This is a genomic window from Nocardioides terrae, from assembly GCF_900112345.1.
Taxonomy (GTDB): domain Bacteria; phylum Actinomycetota; class Actinomycetes; order Propionibacteriales; family Nocardioidaceae; genus Nocardioides; species Nocardioides terrae.
Map to the genome: position 1 here is coordinate 208,867 of NZ_FOLB01000001.1, position 18,573 is coordinate 227,439.

Consider the following 18,573-nt stretch of genomic DNA (forward strand, 5'->3'; position numbering starts at 1 on the left):
CCCCCATCCGAACACGGCGTCGCCCGCCCGTCCACCCACCTGCGGTCGGGCGCGGCACTACGCTGACCCCCGTGCCCAGCGACTACACCGACGACCTGCGCCTCGCGCACCTGCTGGCCGACGACGCCGACTCGATCAGCTCGGACAGGTTCAAGGCCCTCGACCTGCACGTGATGACCAAGCCGGACCTCACGCCGGTCAGCGACGCCGACCAGGCCGTCGAGGAGGCGATCCGCCGGACGCTGTCGCGCACCCGGTCCCGTGACGCGATCACGGGCGAGGAGACCGGCTCGACGGGCTCGTCCAACCGCCGGTGGATCATCGACCCGATCGACGGCACCAAGAACTACGTCAGGGGCGTCCCCGTGTGGGCGACCCTCATCGCCCTCGCGGTCGACGACGAGGTCGTCATGTCGGTGGTCTCGGCACCGCAGCTGGGCCGGCGCTGGTGGGCGGCCGAGGGGCAGGGCTCGTGGACCGGGAAGTCGCTGATGAAGGCGACACGCAACACCGTGTCCGACGTACGCCGCCTCGAGGACGCGTCCTTCGCCTACTCCGACCTCTCCGGCTGGGAGGACCGCGGCCGGCTGCAGGAGACGCTCGCCCTCATGCGCCGAGTGTGGCGCACCCGCGCCTACGGTGACTTCTGGTCCTACATGCTCCTGGCCGAGGGAGCGGTCGACATCGCCGCCGAGCCCGAGCTGGCGCTCTACGACATGGCGGCGCTGGTGCCGATCGTCACCGAGGCGGGCGGCACGTTCACGTCCCTCGACGGCGCTCCCGGCCCGTGGGGTGGCAACGCGGTCGCGACCAACTCCCACCTGCACGAGGCGGCCCTGTCCTTCCTCGGCTCGCTGCCCGACGGTGACGACGACCCTGACTGGCCGTCGTCCGGCCCCGGCAGCGTCACGCCCCTGCACGGTCGCTAGCGAGCGGCGCGGGCGGTTGTCGGCCCGTCGGCGCAGGTCTACGGTCGAGGCATGCACATCAGCGACGTACTCGCCCGCAAGCCGAGCGGTGCTGTCGTGACGGTGACGCCCGACACCACCATCCGCCAGCTGCTCGGCATCCTCGCCGAGCACAACATCGGTGCCTGCGTGGTCTGCACCGATGACGCCATCACGGGCATCGTCAGCGAGCGCGACATCGTCCGTCGGCTGCACTCCGACGGCCCCGCCGTCGCGGTCGAGAACACCGTCGGCGCGATCATGACGAGCGACGTCACCGTCTGCACCTCCGCCGACGACATCGAGCAGATCCTCGGCGTGATGACCGAGCGACGCTTCCGGCACCTGCCCGTGGTCGACGACGACCGCCTGGTCGGCATCGTCAGCATCGGCGACCTGGTCAAGCACCGCATCGACCAGCTCACCTTCGAGCGCGACCAGCTCGAGGGCTACGTCCACCAGCACTGACCCGCTCCAGTTCGGGCCGAGTCGATCTGCACGGAACCTCCACACGTCGCGCGCACCTCGGCGACACGTGCGCTTCTAGCCTGGCGTCATGCAGGAGTCGCGCCGGGTCCTCGTCGTCGAGGACGAGCCGGTCATCAACCAGACCGTGTCGGACCGGCTCACCGCGGAGGGCTACGAGGTCGTCCGCGCCTGGGACGGGCCGGGGGCCGTCGCGGCCGACGCCGAGCACGAGCCGGACTTGGTCGTCCTCGACGTCATGCTCCCGGGGTACGACGGCCACGAGGTGTGCCGCCGGATCCAGGCCCGGCGCCCCGTGCCGGTGCTCATGCTCACCGCCCGCGACGACGAGTCCGACGTGCTGGTCGGCCTGGGCGTCGGCGCCGACGACTACCTCACCAAGCCCTTCCGGATGCGGGAGCTGGTGGCCCGCGTGGCCGTCCTGCTGCGCCGGGTGGAGCGGGCCGCCGAGCTGGCCGAGCGTCGCCCCGCCGAGCTGGGCGGCCTGCGCGTGGACGCGGCGGCGAGGCGGGTCTGGCTGAGCGCTGGCACCGGCTGGGAGGAGGTGCGGCTGACCCCCACCGAGTTCGACCTCCTCCTCTGCCTGGCCGCCGAGCCCGGCACGGTGGTCAGCCGCGACCGACTGATGGCCGAGGTGTGGGGCTGGCCGGGCGCCTCCGCGACCCGCGCGGTGGACAGCCAGGTGAAGGGGCTGCGCGCCAAGGTCGGCGCCGACCGGATCCGCACCGTCCACGGCGTCGGCTACGCCTTCGAGGTCACCGCATGACGCCGCTGTCCTGGGTCGGCTCGGTCAAGGTCAAGCTCGGCCTCCTGGTCGCCGCTAGCGTCGTGGTGGCGGTGGCCGTGACGAGCCTGGGCAGCGCCGGTGGCGTGCCTGTCGCGCTGAGCATCCCGGTGACGATCCTGCTCGCGCTCGCCGTCACGCAGCTGCTGGCGGTCGGCATGACGTCGCCCCTGCGCGAGATGACGGCGGCGGCCGGGAGGATGGCGACGGGCGACTACGCCGTCCGCGTCACCGACACCTCCAGCGACGAGGTCGGCGAGCTGGCCCGCGCCTTCAACACGATGGCGCGCGACCTCGCGACGGTGGACCAGCAGCGCCGGGACCTGGTCGCCGGCGTCAGCCACGAGCTGCGCACCCCGCTGGCCGCCCTGTCCGGCGTACTCGAGAACCTCGTGGACGGCGTCGGTCCGACCGACCCGACCTCGCTGCGGTCGGCGCTCGCGCAGACCGAGCGGCTCAGCGCGCTCGTCGCCGACCTGCTCGACCTGGCCCGCGTCGACGCGGGGAAGGCGCCGCTCAGCCCCGCCCCGGTCCCCCTGGGGCCGTTGCTGGCCGACGCCGTCGCTGAGGCGATGACGCTGGGCGCCCTGGGCCGCGCGGTGACGTACGACGTCAGCGTCCCTGACGACCTCGTCGTCAGCGCCGATCCGGACCGGCTCCACCAGCTCGTCGCGAACCTGCTCGACAACGCCTCCCGGCACAGCCCGGCCGGCGGGGTGGTGCGGGTGAGCGTCTCGGTTCAGGGCGACCGCTACCGCCTCGAGGTCCACGACGCGGGCCCGGGGGTGGACCCGGCCGACCGGGAGCGGGTCTTCGAGCCGTTCGGCACGCTGCGCGCGACGAGCGGTGGCGGCGGCACGGGCCTCGGCCTGGCCATCGCCCGCTGGGTGACCGAGCTGCACGGCGGCTCGATCAGCTTCGTCGACCCCGAGCCCGGCCCCCAGGGGGCGGCGATCGGCGCCCGCGTCCGGGTCGACCTCCCGCTCCGTCCCCCCGACCGTCCCGCCGTCCGTCAGGAGACCCTCATGTCGCCGAACCCCGCCGCCGCTCCGGCTCCGACGCCACCGCCGGCATCCTCCGAGGCGCCTGCGACGCCTCCCCCGACCGCGCCCCGGCCCCTCCTGGACGACGTGTTCGGCACGTTCTGGACCGAGCCCGGCACGCCCGCGCGGCTGTCGCTGCTCGCCGGCGCCCTCGGGGTCGGCCTGCTCGCCGCCATCGTGCTGCCGTTCCGCGTCCAGGGCATCGGGACCTCGCTGGTGCTGCTCGCCGGCGGTGGCGTCGTACTCGTGGCGAGCAAGGACCGGCGCGACCCGTTCACCCTCGCCTGCGCCGCGCTCTGCGCACTGCTCGCCCTGGTGCCCACCGTCCGCGCCGCCGACTGGCTGCTCGTCCTCTCCCTGCTCGCGGGGGCCGTCACCGCAGCGGTCGGCCTGACCCGAGGCCGGACGCTGCCCGGCTTCATCGTCTCCTGCCTCTCCTGGCCGCTCGCCGGCCTGCGCGGGCTGCCGTGGCTGGGCCGCACCGCCGCGCGAGTGACCGGCCTCGGCCAGGGCGCCGCGCTCCTGCGCACCCTGGTGCTCTCCCTGGCCGGTCTCGTCGTCTTCGGCCTGCTGCTGGTCTCCGCCGACGCGCTGCTCGCCGAGTGGGTCGACGCCGCGCTGCCGGACCTCACCCTCGACACCTTCGTGCTGCGCGCCTTCCTCCTCGTCGCCGTCGGCGGCGTGGTGCTCGCCGGCGCCTACCTCGGCCTCAATCCACCCCGGGTCGACCGCACCGGCCAGCCGGCGCGCCCCGTGGAGCGCCGCTACGAGTGGCTGGCCCCGGTGCTGGTGGTCGACGCGGTCTTCGCCGCGTTCCTCGTCGCCCAGGCGGCGGTGTTCTTCGGCGGCCACGACTACGTCCGCCGCACCACGGGGCTGACCTACGCCGACTACGTCCACCAGGGCTTCGGCCAGCTCACCGTCGCGACCGCCCTCACCCTGCTGGTCATCGCGGTCGCCGCCCGCAAGGCGCCGCGGGCCACGCCGGCGGACCGGCTCTGGATCCGGGTCGCGCTGGGCGCGCTCTGCCTGCTCACCCTGGTCGTCGTGGCCTCCGCGCTCCACCGGATGCACCTCTACCAGGAGGCCTACGGCTTCACCCGGCTGCGCCTCCTCGTCGACGTCTTCGAGGGCTGGCTCGGCCTGGTCGTCCTCCTGGTCGCCGCGGCCGGCGCCGCGCTGCACGCCAGGTGGCTCCCGCGCGCCGGGCTCGTCACCGCCGTCGTCGCCCTGCTCGGCATCGCCGCCGTCAACCCCGACGCCTGGATCGCGCAGCACAACCTGGACCGGTACGACGACACGGGCAAGGTCGACTGGTCCTACCTGCAGGGTCTCTCCGACGACGCGGTGCCGGTGCTCGCCGACCACGACGCCGCCTGCGCCCTGGTCGGGCGCGAGGACGCCCGGGACGACTGGCTGGAGTGGAACCTCGGCCGGTCCCGTGCCGCCGACCACCTCCCCCGCTTCGCGGGCGCCACCGGGTCCGTCGCGTCAGCGGACGGGTGCCCCAGCGATGCGGCAACCACCGCTGACTAGGCTTGCCCGCATGAGTGAGAAGCCCGAGATCGACTTCGTCGACCCCACGCCCCCGACCGACCTCGTCATCAAGGACATCACCGAGGGCGACGGCGAGGAGGCGGTCGCCGGCAGGACGGTGAGCGTCCACTACGTCGGTGTCGCGCTCAGCAGCGGCGAGGAGTTCGACGCCTCCTACAACCGCGGCGCGCCGTTCCAGTTCCCCCTCGGCGCCGGCCGGGTCATCGCCGGCTGGGACCAGGGCGTGCAGGGGATGAAGGTCGGCGGCCGCCGCCAGCTCGTCATCCCGCCGCACCTCGGCTACGGCAACCGCGACCTCGGCGTCATCAAGCCCAACGAGACCCTCATCTTCGTGGTGGACCTGCTCGGCGTCTCCTGACGCCATGACGGGCGCTCGGCTGCGTCGTCGGAGCTCGACGGCCCGCTTCGCGTCTCACCGCGTCACCAGGGCAGGTCGTCCTCGTACGTCGCCTGGTCGGCCACCCGGGCGGCGCGGCTCTCCGACCCGCTGCCGAGCCGGACGACGTCCCCGACGTGCAGCTGCCGGCCGCGGCGCGTGTCCACCTCGCCGTTGACGCTCACCGCGCCGGCCGCGATGACCTCCTTGGCCTCTCCCCCGTGCTCGACGAGCCCGGCGAGCTTGAGGAACTGGCCGAGTCGGATCATCTCCTCGCGGATCGGGACGTCCTCGGGCTCGGGCTCCTGAGACTGCTTCTTGCGACCGAACACGGGCATCAGTCAACCAGCACGGTGATCGCGTGGATGAGCACGCCCACCAGGCCGCCGACCACCGTGCCGTTGATCCGGATGAACTGCAGGTCGCGGCCCACGTGGAGCTCGATGCGCCGGGCGGCCTCCTTGCCGTCCCACCGCTCGATCGTGTGCGTGATGACGGCGGTCACCTCGGCGCCGTACCGGTCGACGGCGAAGACCGCGGCGTCGGCCGCGAGGCCGTCGAGGCGGCGGCGCAGCGGCTCGTCCTCCAGCAGCCGCTCGGCGAAGTCCGACAGCTCACGGCGCAGGCGGTCGCGCAGGGCGCCGTCCGGGTCGCGCAGCGATGAGGTGACCACGCGGCGCAGGGCGTTCCAGACCGAGATGGTCGAGGCCAGCACCTGCGGGTGGTCGAGCATGCGGTCCTTGAGCCGTTCGGCGCGCTCCTGCGTCGGCGGGTCCTGCTGGAGGTTGTGCGCCAGCGTGGCGAGCATCGAGTCGATGGCCTCGCGGGCCCGGTGGTAGGGGTCGTCGCGGATGTCGGCCACCCAGCGCACGAGCTCGAGGTGGATGCGCGAGGCGACCCGGTCGTTGAGCGCGGGCGGCGTCCACCAGGGGGCCCGCTCGCCGAGCACGTCGGTGACGGTCTCCTCGTTGGCGAGCAGCCACGCGTGCAGCTCGACCAGGGCCAGGTCGACGAGGCCGCGCTGCAGGTCGTCGTCGATCGCCTCCTCGATCAGGCCGCCGAGCAGCGGCGCGATCGGCTCCTCGCGCAGCCGCGGGAATAGCGCCTCGGTGAACAGCGACGAGACGTGGTCGTCGCGCACCCGGGACAGGGCGCTCGCGGCCACGACCGACACCTCGTCGACGACCCGGCGGGCGTTGGCCGGCTCGCTCAGCCAGCGGCCCACCCGCTGGGAGACGTCGGCGATGCGCACCCGATCCCGGATCACCTCCTCCTGCAGGAAGTTCTCCCCCACGAATTCCTCCAGCCCGCGGCCTAGCTCGTCCTTGCGCTTCGGGATCAGCGCCGTGTGCGGGATCGGCAGGCCGAGCGGGTGGCGGAAGAGGGCGGTGACGGCGAACCAATCGGCGATCGCGCCGACCATCGACGCCTCGGCGCCGGAGTTCACGAAGCCGAGGAAGCCGTGCCGCCGGAGGGTGGCCAGGTAGACCAGCGCCGCCACCACCAGCAGGCCGAGGGCCAGGGTTCGCATGCGGCGCAGCGCCTGCCGTCGCGTCTCGTCCGCCGCCGGATCACCGACTATCAGGCCACTCACGGGCCCGATTGTGCCGTGCCGACCAACGATTCAGCCGCGCCTCACCCCGCGTGGGAGACTCCACTCCATGGTTCGCACCGTGATCACCTTCGGCACCTTCGACGTCTTCCATGTCGGACATCTGCGGATGATCGAGCGCGCGGCGTCCTACGGCGACCGCCTCGTCGTCGGCGTCTCGGCCGATGCGCTGAACCGCGTGAAGAAGGATCGCGAGCCGGTGTTCACCGAGTCCGAGCGACTGGCCATCGTCGGCGCGCTCAAGCCCGTCGACGAGGTCTTCGTCGAGGAGAGCCTCGAGCTCAAGCGCCACTACATCGAGAAGTACTCCGCCGACGTCCTCGTCATGGGCGACGACTGGACGGGCCGCTTCGACGAGTTCGCCGACATCTGCGAGGTCCGCTACCTCCCGCGGACGCCGGCGATCTCCACCACCGCGCTCATCGAGAAGATCTCCGGCCAGTAGCTCGTCAGTAGGTGACGCCCGGCGGCAGGTGCGGCCGGGCGTCGGAGAGCGAGACGTGCACGACGCCGTCGACGATCTCCACGGCGTGGGTGCGGATCGGCAGCGTCGCCGGCAGGATGTCGACCTTGCCGGTGCGCAGGTCGAACGCCGAGCCGTGCAGCGGGCACTCGATCTCGCAGCCCTCGACCCACCCCTCGGAGAGCGAGGCGTTCTGGTGGGTGCAGGTGTCGTCCACCGCGTAGACCTCGCCGTCCTCGGCGAGCACGACACAGATCGGCGGCTCGCCCTCGGGCTCGAAGCGGATCGGCTCGGAGGTCTCCAGGTCGGACAGCGCGCAGACGGGTATCACGATCGAGACAGTAGCGGCCCGCGGTCGGTCGGCCGTGACAGACTCCGGTGCCGTGAGTGGGAGCGCCCGGCCGACGTACGTCCTGACCGTGGACTGCCCCGACGGGCCGGGTCTCATCCACGCGGTCTCGGGGTTCCTCTTCGAGCGCTCCGGCAACATCTTGGAGCTGCAGCAGTACGAGAACCACCGCGAGGGGCGCTTCTTCCAGCGCATCGAGTTCGAGGTGCTCGGCGACGTCCCGGCCGAGCGGCTGCGTGAGGAGTTCGCCGAGGTCGCCGAGCGCTACCGCATGCACTGGCAGCTGCGGGCCGCCGACGCTCCCTGCCGCATACTGATCATGGTGTCGAAGGACGGCCACTGCCTCAACGACCTGCTCTTCCGCTGGCGCAGCGGCGGCCTGCAGATCGACGTGCCGCTGATCGTCTCCAACCACCGCGACCTCGAGCAGCTCGCGGCGTCGTACGACGTCCCGTTCCAGCACCTCCCGGTGACGGGAGCGACCAAGGCCGATGCGGAGGCGCGCCTCCTCGACCTCGTCGAGGCGGAGCAGATCGACCTGGTCGTGCTGGCGCGCTACATGCAGATCCTGTCCGACGATCTCTGCACGCGCCTGGCCGGTCGAGCGATCAACATTCACCACTCGTTCCTGCCCAGCTTCAAGGGCGCGAAGCCCTACCACCAGGCCTTCGACCGCGGTGTGAAGCTCGTCGGCGCGACCGCGCACTACGTGACCGGCGCCCTCGACGAGGGGCCGATCATCGAGCAGGACGTGCTCCGCGTCGACCACCGCGCCAGTGTGGAGGACATGGTCGCGGCCGGTCGGGACGTCGAGGCGCAGGTGCTCTCCCGCGCCGTCCGCTGGCACGCCCAGACCCGGATCCTGCTCAACGGCCACAAGACCGTCGTCTTCCGTTGAGGAGTCGCCCCCGCACCCCCGAGGGGTCAGTCCCTCACTAGCGAGGGGTCACTCCCTCACTAGCGAGGGGTCAGTCCCTCACTAGCGAAGAGTCGATCCCTCCGGGTGGAGGGATCGACTCTTCGGTGCTGAGGGATTGACCCCTCGGTGCTGAGGGATTGACCCCTCGGTGCTGAGGGATTGACCCCTCGCGGTCAGGCGCGGGCGGCGACGAGCTGGAGGACGTGCTCGACGAGCGAGATCAGCGTCGTCTTCGTCGACGCGCGGTCGCGGGCGTCGCAGGTGACGACCGGGATCTCGTCGCGCAGGGCGAGCGCCTCGCGGATCTGCTCGGCGGTGTAGCGGTCGTCGTCGAAGACGTTGTGGGCCACCACGAACGGCACGTTGCGCGACTCGAAGTAGTCGATGGCGCCGAACGAGTCGGCCAGCCGGCGGGTGTCGATGAGGACGACGGCACCGATGGCGCCCTGGGTCAGGTCGTCCCACATGAACCAGAACCGGTTCTGGCCGGGCGTGCCGAAGAGGTAGAGGATCAGGTCGGAGTCGAGCGAGACGCGGCCGAAGTCCATGGCGACCGTCGTCGTGCGCTTGTCCGGCACGGCCGAGAGGTCGTCGACCTCGGCGCTCGCGGAGGTCATCACGGCCTCGGTCGTCAGCGGCATGATCTCGGAGACCGAGCCCACGAAGGTGGTCTTGCCGACGCCAAAGCCACCGGCGATGACGATCTTGGCCGACATGGTCGCCTGACGGGTGTCGGGAATCACGGGGTTTCCTCCACAGTGTTGTTCAGAGTTTGCGGAGTCCGCGGAGGACTCGCTCGAGCAGGGCGGCGTCAGGACGGTCGTCCTCACTGGCGGAGGCACTGGTGTGCACCTGCACGACGCCTCGGTCCACGAGATCGGAGATGAGCACCCGCACGACGCCGAGCGGGAGCTTGATGAGCGCGGCGACCTCGGCCACGGAGCGGCTCTGGGCGCACAGGTCGGCGATCGCCGACTCCTCGGGGCTGCGGAACCCGTTGGCACCGAGGACTCCCGACTCGGAGTCGGTCTTGACGAGCGCCTCGATCGGGTAATCGCGTTTGGGCTTGGTGCGTCCGCCGGTCAGGGCATACGGCCTGACGAGCGGAAGCGGCTCGGGGGAAGCGTTGCTCACGGTCTCACCTCATGAACCGTCAGGCGCCGTCGGCGCCGGTTCGAGTTGCGGGGGTCAGGGCGCTGGTCACCCGCGAGATGAGCAGCTGCATCTCGTAGCCGACCTGGCCGAGGTCACAGTCCGGGCTGGCGAGCGCAGCGAGGCTGGAGCCCTCGCCGACCGCCATGAGGACCAGGTAGCCACCGTCCATCTCGATGACCATCTGCTGCACCTGGCCGGCCGCGAAGCAGCGTGCGGCGCCCATGGTGAGGCTGGTCAGTCCCGACGTGATCGCCGCGAGCTGGTCGGCCCGGTCCGGCGGGAAGTCCCGCGAGCTGGCCATGGGCATTCCGTCGGCGGAGACCAGGATCGCGTGTGCGATGTCCGGCGTCCGCTGGGTCAGGCTGTCGACCAGCCAGTCGAGTCCGGCGCTGACAGTCGTCACTGGTGCTCCTCGTGTGCTCGGTTCTGCGACGCGTCGTAGGCGCCGAGAACGGTGATCTCTTCACTGTGGTCGTCGGTGTCGGGCGTGTCGCTGGTCCGGGCCCGGCTCACACCCTGCTGGAAGCTGGTGAGGCCGCGCGTACGACGGCGCTCCAGCCGTGGCAGCTGGACGACGTTCTCCGGAACGGTGTCCAGCGTCTCGGCGGCCGGCGCGGCCGACCCGGGCACGAGGTTGCGTCCGGGCACCCGCACCGGCAGGCCGTCGACCGTCATCGGCGAGTCGCCGTCGGAGGTGGCGGGGTCGGCGGCCAGCTCGGCGGCTCGGCGCCAGCCCTCGTCACCGGGCGAGACCCACTCGCCCGACTCCGGGGCCGCCTCACCGGACGTCGGCTCCGACTGGCTGCGACGCGCCTCGAGGGGCGTGCGCCGGGTGAACCACTCCGACTGCATCGTCGCGAAGATCGACGAGTCGTCGGCGCCGTCCTCCTCGTCGAGGCGGTTGAGCGCCTCCGCGGCCGAGGGAGCGTTGAGCACGTCGGCGGCCAGCTCGGCGATGAGCGGGTCGAGCACCGGCCCGGACTGCTTCGCCACCGGGCGCACCAGGGACGGGCTCAGCGACTGCAGGAGCTCTCCCGGAGCGGCCGTCGGGGCGGGCGGCACGGTCTCGGCCTGCTGCTCGGCCTGCTGCTCGGCCTGCTGCTCGGCCTGCTGCTGGGGCTGCTCGGGCTGCTCGGGCTGCTGGGACTCCTCCGGCCCGGCGGGCTGCGCGGCGGCCTGAGCGACCTGCTCCGGCTCGACCGGTGCGGGAGGCGTGAGCCGTGCGGGAGGCAGAAGCGGCACGCGGGGGGCGGGCAGCACCGGCGGGGCGGCGGGCGCGGCCGGCGTGCCCGAGCCGAACGCGTCGAACGTCGAGTCGCCTGCGAGTCCGGCGGGCAGGTTGCTGCGCGGGACGCGGGTCGGCAGACCGCTCGAGCTGATCGCCGGCGGCGCGGGCGGCTCTTCGGCCTTCGGCGGCAGGAAGAGGTCGCTGCGGACCGGGTCCTGCGGCGCCGCGAACGGGTCAACGACCGGCTGAGCGCGCTTGGCGATGGTGCCGAGCGGGTTCTTGATGGCGCCGTCGACGCCCTCGGCCCGACCGGTCAGGTAGGTGTTGAGGAGCTCCTCGGGGTCGCGCAGCGGCACCGTGGTGGTGAACCAGTTCTTGACCGGAGGCTCGGAGGCGATCGGCGTGGTCGGCGGCGTGTAGCCCTCCGGGGGCCGGATCGCCGACCGGGTGGCCGGCTCGGGCGCGGACGCCGCCGGAGCGGCGGTCGGCTCCGCTGCCGGCGCCTCGGGGGCCGGAGCCGGCTCGACGGGCGCTGGAACGGGCGCCGCGGGAGTCAGGTCCACCGGAGCTTCGCGGGTGAAGTCCTCCGGCGGGACGCCGGTCGCGGTGCGCTTCGGGAGGGTGGGGATGCCGGACTCGGTGAAGGCGGCCGGCGTGGGCGCCTGCTCGGCGACGGGCTGGCTCGAGTAGGTCTGCGCGGTGAGCGGGTCACCGTCGAAGGAATCCGCACCGAGCGGGTCGGCGTGGAAGGACTCCGCACCGAGCGGCTCCAGGGAGTCGGCCTCCTCGACGGACACGTCGTCCAGCGCGGACGGCCGGGACGGGTCGAACAGCTCGGCCGGAGCGGCCACAGCGACCGGCTCGAGCGGCTCCTCGGAGATCCACGGCTGCGTGGCCTCGGCCGGGCTCGCAGTCAGCTCCTCGACCGGGACCGCCGGGTCGAGCACGTCCACGGCCAGGGCGGAGCGGGTCTCGGGCTCGACCAGGACGCCGGCCGGGATCTCGACACGGGCGACGACGCCGCGCGGGCTGTTGGCCCGCAGCTCCACCGTCAGACCGTGCCGGTCCGCGAGGCGCGAGGCGACGACCAGGCCCATCATCCGGGCGACGTCGGCGTCGAGGCCGCCGGCGCTGCGAAGCTTCTCGTTGGCGCCGTCGAGCTCGACCGGGGACATCCCGATGCCGAGGTCGCGGACCTCGATGACGAGGGGGCCTGCCGCCGACGTGCGCATCGAGCGTACGACGACCGGTGAGTCCGGCGGCGAGAAGTTCGTCGCGTTCTCGATGAGCTCGGCGAGGAGGTGGACGAGGTCGCCGGCGACGCTGCCGCGGAACTTCGCGGCCTCGCCCGACTCGATCTCGACGCGGGCGAACTGCTCGACCTCGGAGCTGGCGGCGCGAAGCACGTCGAGCACCGGGACCGGTCCGCGGGCGCCCTGGCCGGTGTCGCCACCGGCGAGGACCATCAGCGACTCGTCGTTGCGGCGCATGCGGGTGGCGAGGTGGTCGAGACGGAACAGGTTCGCCAGGTGCTCCGGGTCCTGCTCGCCGGACTCGAGCTCGTCGATGAGCCGCAGCTGGCGCTCGACGAGGCTCTGGGAGCGGCGGGAGAGGTTGACGAACATCCGGTTGACGTTGGCGCGCATCTGCGCCTGCTCACCGGCGAGTCGGATGGCCTCGGCGTGGACGGCGTCGAACGCCTCGCCGACCTCGGAGATCTCGTCGCGGCTGCCGACGGCGATGGGCTTGATCTCGAGGTCGTCGACCTTGTCGGACTCCTCGATCTCACGCACCCGCTCGGGGAGCTCGTGCCGGGCGATGTCGAGGGCCGCGTCACGCAGCTGGTGCAGCGGCCGCAGGATCGAGCGAGCCACGACGACGGTGGCGATGAGGGCGAACAGGAGGACGATGAGCACGGTCAGGGCGCTGATCAGCGCGTCGTGCTGGGCGGCGGCCCGGCGGTCGTCCACGGCCTTGGCCAGGTCCTGTGCAGCGGTCGAGACGACGCTGGTCATCAGGCCGAGGAAGGCGGCCGAGGTGGTGTTCCAGTGGGCCACGTCGATCTGCGCGGCGACCGGGTTGCCGGTGCTGATGATCGTCTCGATGGCGTCCTGCATGCCGGCGTGCGTGCTGGCGCCGTCCTCGCTGTCGGTGATCCGGTCGAACTGGACCTGCGCCTGGGGCGAGGTGTTGTCGCGGAAGAAACCGGTCGCGTCCTTGTAGGACTGGGTGGCGGACGCGAGCGCGGTGAGGTCGAACTGGCTGATGGAACGCTGACCGAGCGCCTTGGTGACCAGGATGCGCTGCGCGGCGATCGCCTCGGCCGCCGTACGCACCTGGCCCAGGGCGAGGGCCTGACGGTAGAGACCCTTGCTCGACCCGAGGTCGGGCAGGTGGCTCGCCAGGCCGAGCAGCAGGTTCAGCGTGGTGGTGTACTCCGTCTGACCCAGCAGGCGGGTCCGCGGGTCGGCGAGGTCGGCACGGACCTTGGACATGTCGTCGAGCGTGCCGGTGATCTTGCGCAGGTCCTGCTGCAAGGACGCGTCGCGCGAGGAGTCGATGTCAGCCAGTCGCGTGCGCCAGACCTTGATCGCGCTGTCGGTCGTCTGCCGGACCGGGTCGAGCGACTTGTCCGAGATCTTCGGCACGCTGCCGGTCTCACGCTCGACCTGGAGCTGGAGCGCCAGGCGGAAGCTGTCCGGCAGCGCGCTGGCGACGCTGGCGGCGCGCGTGGCGTCGGAGCTCTCGCCGAGGGCCGAGGCCATGCGCAGGCCGCCGAGGCCGAGCGCGGCTACTGTGGGGATCAACAGCACCCCGACCAGCCTGGGGCGGATGCCGCGCCAGGCCTTCCGACGGGTTGCTTGAGTGGTCGATGGCTCCGCCATGCTCCCTCACCTCTGGACGATGCCCTGCAGTCTGAAAGGGTCAGGCAGGCCACCCGAGTGGATGCCAGTTCCCTGCCATCCCTCGCGTGTCGATGCTCGTGGCGTCGACGTCGTCCGGTGCGGCAAGCGTCAAAGTAGCGGGATTCCGTGGCGTAGATCGCAAGATCTGGAAAATCGCCGGAATTCCCTCCGATGGGCGATGCGGAGCCGTACGTCCGGGCCGGGCGACCTGGCCCTAGCTGCCTATGCGCTCCGGCCGGCTGTATACGACCATCGAGGTCCCGCGCAAGAAGCCGACGACCGTCACACCGGCCTCGTCGGCCAGCTCCACGGCGAGCGACGAGGGCGCCGACACGGCCGCCAGCACGGGGATCCCCGCCATCGACGCCTTCTGGGTGAGCTCGAAGCTCGCGCGGCCGCTCACCATCAGCACGGTGCCGCGCAACGGCAGCTTCTCGTGCTCGAGGGCCCAGCCGACGACCTTGTCGACGGCGTTGTGACGGCCCACGTCCTCACGTGCGACGAGCAGCTCGCCGGTCCGGCCGTCGAACAGCCCGGCTGCATGCAGGCCGCCGGTCAGCTCGAAGATCTCTTGCGCCGCCCGCAGCCGCTCGGGCATCGCGGCGAGCAGCGCCGCGTCGACGACGACGGGGTCGTCGGCGACGTCGTACGACGACCGGGTGCGGACCGCGTCGATGCTCGCCTTGCCGCACACCCCGCAGGACGACGACGTGTAGACGCTGCGCTCGAGCCCGGTCTCCGGCACCGCCACTCCGGGTGCGAGCTGCACGTCGAGCACGTTGTAGGTGTTGACGCCATCGTCGGTGGAGCCGGCGCAGTAACGGGCGGTGGTGATGTGGTCGCGCTGGCTGACCACGCCCTCGGACACCAGGAACCCGGCCGACAGCTCGACGTCGTGGCCCGGAGTCCGCATCGTCACTGCGAGCGGACGGCCCTGCAGCCGGATCTCCAGCGGCTCCTCCGCGGCGAGCCTGTCCTCGCGGACGCGCGGCTCGCCGCCCACCTCGAGGCGGGTGACCCTGCGTCGTACGGCGCGCTTGCGCATGACTTCGAGGTTAACCGTTCAGGTGCCGTCTCACGCGTCCGCGGGTCCACCGGGCTCGCCGGACTCAAGGCCGGACTCAAGGCCGGACTCGAGGCCGGACTCAAGGCCGGACTCCGGGCCGGACTCCACCGACGGGGTGAGGTAGCCGCGGAAGGCCACCTCGCGCCGCAGCGTGAAGCCGAGCCGCTCGTAGAGAGCGATGGCGCCGGTGTTCGAGGAGGCGACATGGAGGAACGCGCGCTCACCTCGTGCGGCGATGCCGGCCAGCACAGCGGTCACCAGCGTGGCGGCGTACCCCCGCCCGCGGGCACCGGGAGCGGTGCACACGGCACTGATCTCGGTCCATCCGGGCGGGCGCAGCCGCTCACCGGCCATGGCGACCAGGTCGGCACCGTCGCGGATGCCGAGGTAGGTCCCGAGCTCGATCGTGCGGGGCCAGAACGGGCCGGGTCGGGTGAGCCGCGCCAGCGCGAGCATCTCCTCGACGTCGGCGGGACCGAGCCTCACGACCCGCGGGTCGGCTCCGTCGTCGCCAGCAACGGGCGGAGCGACGAGCGGAGCGACGAGCTGGACACCCGGCAGCGCGAACACCTGCTCCCAGTCGGCGGGCGGCGTCGCCGTCGAGCTGAACAGGTCGGCGAGCTCGCCCGGCCCGAGCAGGCCGGCGAGGCCGGCCCAGTCGGCGTCGGTCGCGTCGGCCGGCACGGCGGCGAAGGTGGCCACGCCCGGCAGGTAGGTGGTGGTCCGGCCGAGGCCGCGGGCGAGGCGGGCGTGGTGGCCGCGGAGCGAGTGTCCGACAGGGTCGTCGAGCACGGTCTCATCGGAGGGCACCAGCGCATGATGGCACCACTCGCCGGACCGTCAGCCTCCGGCCAGGTCCCGGGTCGCCCGGATGGCCTCGGCGACCGCCTCCGGCGTGCCTCCGGCGCGGCCCGCGGCGAGGCCGATCACGAACGCCGAGACCGGTGCCGCCTTGCGCTCCACCGCGTGGGCGACGTCGCCGGCGATCGCCAGGATCGCGTCGATGTCGATCTCGTCCTCGATGCCCAGCTCGGCGGCGAGCCTCGGCACCCACTCCTCGACGGTCATCTCTCTCCTCGGGTCGCTCACACGGGCAGGGGCTGGAGGAGGGCGGTCCCGCCCTCGGGGGGTACGACGGCCAGCGCATCGGCGGCGGCGACACCGCGCAGCATGGCGCTGTGGTCGTGGCCGAGGGCGACGACGCCGTCGGCGGTGAGCCTGACGGGCACCAGGCGCGTCGCGGACCGGTGCGGCGACAGGTCGCCGGTGACCGGTCCGAGCGGCGAGAGCGGGTCGCCCCGGAGGCCGCCCAGCGCCGGGGCGACGACGGTCACGAAGGCGACCAGCGCGGCGAACGGGTTGCCGGGCAGCGCGGCCACGAGCCGGCCGTCGGCGAGCCGCCACAGTCCCGCCAGGCTGCCCGGGCGGCAGTCCACCCCGTCGGCGACGGGAGTGGCACCGAGCTCGGCCAGCAGCGGCCGGACGTGGTCCTCCCGGCCGACCGAGGACGAGCCCGTGACCACGACGACCTCGGCGTCGGCGCCGCCCAGCGCGCCGCGCAGCATCTCGGCGTCGTCGATCAGCCGCGTCACACCGGTCGACGTACCGCCCGCCCAGGCGACCCATCCCGGCAGCGCCGGGCCGAGCGCGTCGCGCACTCGTCCGGGACCGTCGCCGAGCTCGGAGCCGGTGACCAGGGCCGCCACTCGCGGCGCGGGGACCACGCTGAGCGCGCTCACGCCGACGGCGGCCGCGAGCGCGACGACCTGGGGCGTCACGCGTGTCCCCGCCGCCAGGAGCACCTCCCCCGCCAGAGCCTCCTCGCCACGGTGCCGGACGTGCCGGCCGGGCTCGACGCACCCGCTCACGAGCGCCCCGTCGACGTCGGCGTCCTCGACGGGGAGGACGGATCGCGTGCCCGGAGGGAGGTGAGCGCCGGTGGCCACCTCCCACGCCTCACCGGCCCCGTCGGCCCGGTCGGCCCGGTCGGCACCGCCGACCGCTGCCGGTGGCGGCGGGTCGCCGGCGAGGGAGCGACCGACGACGCGCCACGGCGGAGCACCGGCGACGGCGTACCCGTCCATCGCCGCGTTGTCGAAGCCGGGCAGGTCCTCGGCCGCGACCAGCGGCGCGGCGAGCCGCAGGCCGAGCGCCGCGGCGAGCGGCTCCGTCACCGCGGTCAAGGGCACGACCGAGTCGTACGCCGCCCGTCGCGCCTGCGCCCAGCCCAGCACCATGGCGCCCACCCTATGAGGGCTACGGTTCGCTCGTGAGCGGGGTCATCATCCTGAACGTGGTCTCTGCCGGCTACGCGCCGGTCAAGGGCACCGCGCACCGTCCGTACGACGCTGTGGGGCTCGCTGCGACGGGCGCTGTCGGCGACCGCCGGCTGTGCGCGGTCGACCTCGAGCGGCGGCGCGTCCTGCGCACGGTCCAGAACCCGAGCCTCCTGACCGTGGTCGCCGGCCGCGATGGGGATGTGCTCGAGCTGACCGCGCCGGGCCAGGCACCGGTCGCGGCCGAGATCGAGCCGACCGGTGGGACGGTGACCTGCGAGTACTGGGGCCGCCCGGTGGAGCTGGCCGTGCTGGCGGGCCCGCACGCCGACGTGCTCAGCGACCACCTCGGGAAGCGGGTCGTCCTGGCCGCCGCGCCGCCGGCGGCCGTCGTCTATGGCGGGCCCACCGTCACGCTGGTCGGCACCGCCTCGCTGCGCGACCTCGGCGAGCGCTGCGGGGTCGACCTCCTCGCCGAGTCGGCGCGGTTCCGGGCGACCCTGGTCGTGGAGACCGAGGAGCCCTACGTCGAGGAGTCGTGGCTGGGCAGGGAGCTGCAGGCAGGTTCGGCGGTGCTGCGCGGTGGAGTCGCGATCCCGCGGTGCGCGGTGATCGACCACTCCCCCGCGACGGGCGAGAAGGACGCCCGCCTGCTCAAGGCGCTGGTCACCTACCGACCGCTCAACGCTGCGGGCGAACCCGCGTTCGGTGTCTACGCCTCGGTCACGACCCCAGGGGCGGTCACCGGCTCACTCGCCTGACTCATCGTCGTCGAGCTTCCCCTCGCGCTCGGCCTCCGCGACGATCCGCCGCACGCTCTCCACCGAGCCGCAGCCGGAGTCGATCAGCTCGTTGCGGCGCGCCGCCCACCTCTCGCCGAGCTCGAGCCGGATCCGCTCGCCCACCTCGGTCCGGGCCGGGCTCAGGATCGTCAGCTCCTCCTCGGCGACGTGGTGGGCGACGAGGTTGCTGAGCTCCTCGACGGCGTCGGTGAAGGCCTGGGTGTCGGTCCCCTTGAGCTCGAGCACCTTGAGGAGCGCCTGGTTGCCCTCGGCGTGCTCCTCCTCGCCGTGCTCGACCTCGTGCTCGCCGATGTCCTCGGCCTTGCGCCGCAGCACCGGGTAGACCAGCTCCTCCTCCGCGACGCCGTGCCCGATGAGGACGTCGGAGAACGCGCGCCGCACGGCCTCGCGGTCCTCGGTCTGGTCGCGCAGCTGGCGCAGCAGCTGCTCGAAGCGGCGGTGGTCGTCGATGATCAGGTCGATGACGTCCCCGGAGAGGGGACGGCCCACGTCGATGCTCGTCATGGGGCAGCAGTAGCCCGTGGCGCGCCGCGGCATGCCCGTCACCCACCGGGATACCAGTCGCCATGACCACATCGCCTACTCCCTCGGACCCCCGCCCGT

At 72.8% G+C, this 18,573-nt stretch carries 20 protein-coding genes; 8 read left to right on the plus strand and 12 right to left on the minus strand.

The genetic code is table 11. The features are described 5' to 3' along the window. Nucleotides 1-71 precede the first annotated feature (71 nt). The 5 genes from hisN to BM236_RS01025 all read left to right on the plus strand — a co-directional run bounded on the left by hisN (nucleotide 72) and on the right by BM236_RS01025 (nucleotide 5,175). The gene (gene hisN / locus BM236_RS01005; protein WP_091119185.1) at nucleotides 72-929 is read left to right on the plus strand and encodes a histidinol-phosphatase; all 858 of its coding nucleotides are present in this window, start codon (nucleotides 72-74) and stop codon (nucleotides 927-929) included. 51 nt (nucleotides 930-980) lie between these two features. Further along, nucleotides 981-1,415 carry a CBS domain-containing protein gene (locus tag BM236_RS01010; RefSeq protein ID WP_091119187.1) on the plus strand — a complete coding sequence of 145 codons (435 nt, stop codon included), beginning with the start codon at nucleotides 981-983 and terminating at the stop codon, nucleotides 1,413-1,415. 88 nt (nucleotides 1,416-1,503) lie between these two features. Next, entirely contained in the window at nucleotides 1,504-2,199 is a 696-nt protein-coding gene (locus BM236_RS01015; protein WP_091119189.1) for a response regulator transcription factor, read from the plus strand. Then, nucleotides 2,196-4,796, plus strand: a complete 2,601-nt coding sequence (locus tag BM236_RS01020; protein WP_091119192.1) for a DUF4153 domain-containing protein — start codon at nucleotides 2,196-2,198, stop codon at nucleotides 4,794-4,796. The genes BM236_RS01015 and BM236_RS01020 overlap by 4 nt, the downstream gene beginning before the upstream one ends. Nucleotides 4,797-4,806: 10 nt before the next feature. Continuing rightward, nucleotides 4,807-5,175, plus strand: a complete 369-nt coding sequence (locus BM236_RS01025) for an FKBP-type peptidyl-prolyl cis-trans isomerase (protein ID WP_091119193.1) — start codon at nucleotides 4,807-4,809, stop codon at nucleotides 5,173-5,175. 62 nt (nucleotides 5,176-5,237) lie between these two features. On the opposite strand, the gene BM236_RS01030 is transcribed toward BM236_RS01025, so the two are convergent. Together BM236_RS01030 and BM236_RS01035 are read right to left on the minus strand one after the other, a co-directional pair. After that, nucleotides 5,238-5,531, minus strand: a complete 294-nt coding sequence (locus tag BM236_RS01030; protein WP_091119196.1) for an RNA-binding S4 domain-containing protein — start codon at nucleotides 5,529-5,531, stop codon at nucleotides 5,238-5,240. Next, nucleotides 5,531-6,787 carry a DUF445 domain-containing protein gene (locus BM236_RS01035; RefSeq protein ID WP_245750057.1) on the minus strand — a complete coding sequence of 419 codons (1,257 nt, stop codon included), beginning with the start codon at nucleotides 6,785-6,787 and terminating at the stop codon, nucleotides 5,531-5,533. Before BM236_RS01035 ends, BM236_RS01030 begins: the two co-directional genes overlap by 1 nt. Before the next feature lie 67 nt (nucleotides 6,788-6,854). On the opposite strand from BM236_RS01035, the gene BM236_RS01040 reads away from it, so the two are divergent. Further along, a complete protein-coding gene (locus BM236_RS01040; protein ID WP_091119200.1) occupies nucleotides 6,855-7,250 on the plus strand; it encodes an FAD synthase family protein in 396 nt (131 codons plus the stop codon). A 4-nt stretch (nucleotides 7,251-7,254) separates the two neighbouring features. Here the strand turns inward: BM236_RS01040 and BM236_RS01045 are convergent, their stop codons facing one another. Next, nucleotides 7,255-7,599, minus strand: a complete 345-nt coding sequence (locus BM236_RS01045) for a bifunctional 3-phenylpropionate/cinnamic acid dioxygenase ferredoxin subunit (protein ID WP_091119202.1) — start codon at nucleotides 7,597-7,599, stop codon at nucleotides 7,255-7,257. Nucleotides 7,600-7,651: 52 nt separating this feature from the next. On the opposite strand from BM236_RS01045, the gene purU reads away from it, so the two are divergent. Beyond that, a complete protein-coding gene (purU, locus tag BM236_RS01050) occupies nucleotides 7,652-8,515 on the plus strand; it encodes a formyltetrahydrofolate deformylase (protein ID WP_091119908.1) in 864 nt (287 codons plus the stop codon). Between the two features lie 194 nt (nucleotides 8,516-8,709). Here the strand turns inward: purU and BM236_RS01055 are convergent, their stop codons facing one another. From BM236_RS01055 to BM236_RS01090, 8 genes are all read right to left on the minus strand, one after another. Further along, entirely contained in the window at nucleotides 8,710-9,279 is a 570-nt protein-coding gene (locus tag BM236_RS01055) for a GTP-binding protein (protein ID WP_245750058.1), read from the minus strand. Between the two features lie 22 nt (nucleotides 9,280-9,301). Next, nucleotides 9,302-9,670 carry a DUF742 domain-containing protein gene (locus tag BM236_RS01060; RefSeq protein WP_091119208.1) on the minus strand — a complete coding sequence of 123 codons (369 nt, stop codon included), beginning with the start codon at nucleotides 9,668-9,670 and terminating at the stop codon, nucleotides 9,302-9,304. Nucleotides 9,671-9,689: 19 nt separating this feature from the next. Continuing rightward, the gene (locus tag BM236_RS01065; protein ID WP_091119210.1) at nucleotides 9,690-10,094 is read right to left on the minus strand and encodes a roadblock/LC7 domain-containing protein; all 405 of its coding nucleotides are present in this window, start codon (nucleotides 10,092-10,094) and stop codon (nucleotides 9,690-9,692) included. Continuing rightward, on the minus strand, nucleotides 10,091-13,804 hold the full coding sequence (locus tag BM236_RS01070) for a sensor histidine kinase (protein ID WP_091119212.1): 3,714 nt from the start codon (nucleotides 13,802-13,804) through the stop codon (nucleotides 10,091-10,093). The genes BM236_RS01065 and BM236_RS01070 overlap by 4 nt, the downstream gene beginning before the upstream one ends. A 235-nt stretch (nucleotides 13,805-14,039) precedes the next feature. Beyond that, nucleotides 14,040-14,870, minus strand: coding sequence for a formate dehydrogenase accessory sulfurtransferase FdhD (gene fdhD / locus BM236_RS01075; RefSeq protein ID WP_091119214.1), 831 nt, complete (start codon nucleotides 14,868-14,870; stop codon nucleotides 14,040-14,042). 30 nt (nucleotides 14,871-14,900) lie between these two features. After that, the gene (locus BM236_RS01080; protein ID WP_091119217.1) at nucleotides 14,901-15,701 is read right to left on the minus strand and encodes a GNAT family N-acetyltransferase; all 801 of its coding nucleotides are present in this window, start codon (nucleotides 15,699-15,701) and stop codon (nucleotides 14,901-14,903) included. 30 nt (nucleotides 15,702-15,731) lie between these two features. After that, entirely contained in the window at nucleotides 15,732-15,959 is a 228-nt protein-coding gene (locus tag BM236_RS01085) for a DUF6457 domain-containing protein (RefSeq protein WP_091119220.1), read from the minus strand. 17 nt (nucleotides 15,960-15,976) lie between these two features. After that, on the minus strand, nucleotides 15,977-17,128 hold the full coding sequence (locus tag BM236_RS01090; RefSeq protein WP_091119909.1) for a molybdopterin-binding protein: 1,152 nt from the start codon (nucleotides 17,126-17,128) through the stop codon (nucleotides 15,977-15,979). A 32-nt stretch (nucleotides 17,129-17,160) separates the two neighbouring features. Between BM236_RS01090 and BM236_RS01095 the strand changes: the two genes are divergently transcribed. After that, nucleotides 17,161-17,928: an MOSC domain-containing protein gene (locus BM236_RS01095; protein ID WP_245750059.1), complete on the plus strand. Its 768-nt coding sequence runs from the start codon at nucleotides 17,161-17,163 to the stop codon at nucleotides 17,926-17,928. Here BM236_RS01095 and BM236_RS01100 read toward each other — a convergent pair. After that, a complete protein-coding gene (locus BM236_RS01100) occupies nucleotides 17,917-18,474 on the minus strand; it encodes a hemerythrin domain-containing protein (RefSeq protein WP_091119913.1) in 558 nt (185 codons plus the stop codon). The two genes, BM236_RS01095 and BM236_RS01100, sit on opposite strands and share 12 nt — an antisense overlap. Nucleotides 18,475-18,573: the final 99 nt, after the last annotated feature.

Bases quoted from the DNA above. Each gene is read 5' to 3' on its own strand.
- BM236_RS01010 (WP_091119187.1), top strand. From the start codon at position 981: ATGCACATCAGCGACGTACTCGCCCGCAAGCCGAGCGGTGCTGTCGTG.
- BM236_RS01015 (WP_091119189.1), top strand. From the start codon at position 1,504: ATGCAGGAGTCGCGCCGGGTCCTCGTCGTCGAGGACGAGCCGGTCATC.
- BM236_RS01020 (WP_091119192.1), top strand. From the start codon at position 2,196: ATGACGCCGCTGTCCTGGGTCGGCTCGGTCAAGGTCAAGCTCGGCCTC.
- BM236_RS01025 (WP_091119193.1), top strand. From the start codon at position 4,807: ATGAGTGAGAAGCCCGAGATCGACTTCGTCGACCCCACGCCCCCGACC.
- BM236_RS01030 (WP_091119196.1), bottom strand. From the start codon at position 5,531: ATGCCCGTGTTCGGTCGCAAGAAGCAGTCTCAGGAGCCCGAGCCCGAG.
- BM236_RS01040 (WP_091119200.1), top strand. From the start codon at position 6,855: ATGGTTCGCACCGTGATCACCTTCGGCACCTTCGACGTCTTCCATGTC.
- BM236_RS01070 (WP_091119212.1), bottom strand. From the start codon at position 13,804: ATGGCGGAGCCATCGACCACTCAAGCAACCCGTCGGAAGGCCTGGCGC.
- fdhD (WP_091119214.1), bottom strand. From the start codon at position 14,870: ATGCGCAAGCGCGCCGTACGACGCAGGGTCACCCGCCTCGAGGTGGGC.
- BM236_RS01085 (WP_091119220.1), bottom strand. From the start codon at position 15,959: ATGACCGTCGAGGAGTGGGTGCCGAGGCTCGCCGCCGAGCTGGGCATC.
- BM236_RS01090 (WP_091119909.1), bottom strand. From the start codon at position 17,128: ATGGTGCTGGGCTGGGCGCAGGCGCGACGGGCGGCGTACGACTCGGTC.
- BM236_RS01100 (WP_091119913.1), bottom strand. From the start codon at position 18,474: ATGACGAGCATCGACGTGGGCCGTCCCCTCTCCGGGGACGTCATCGAC.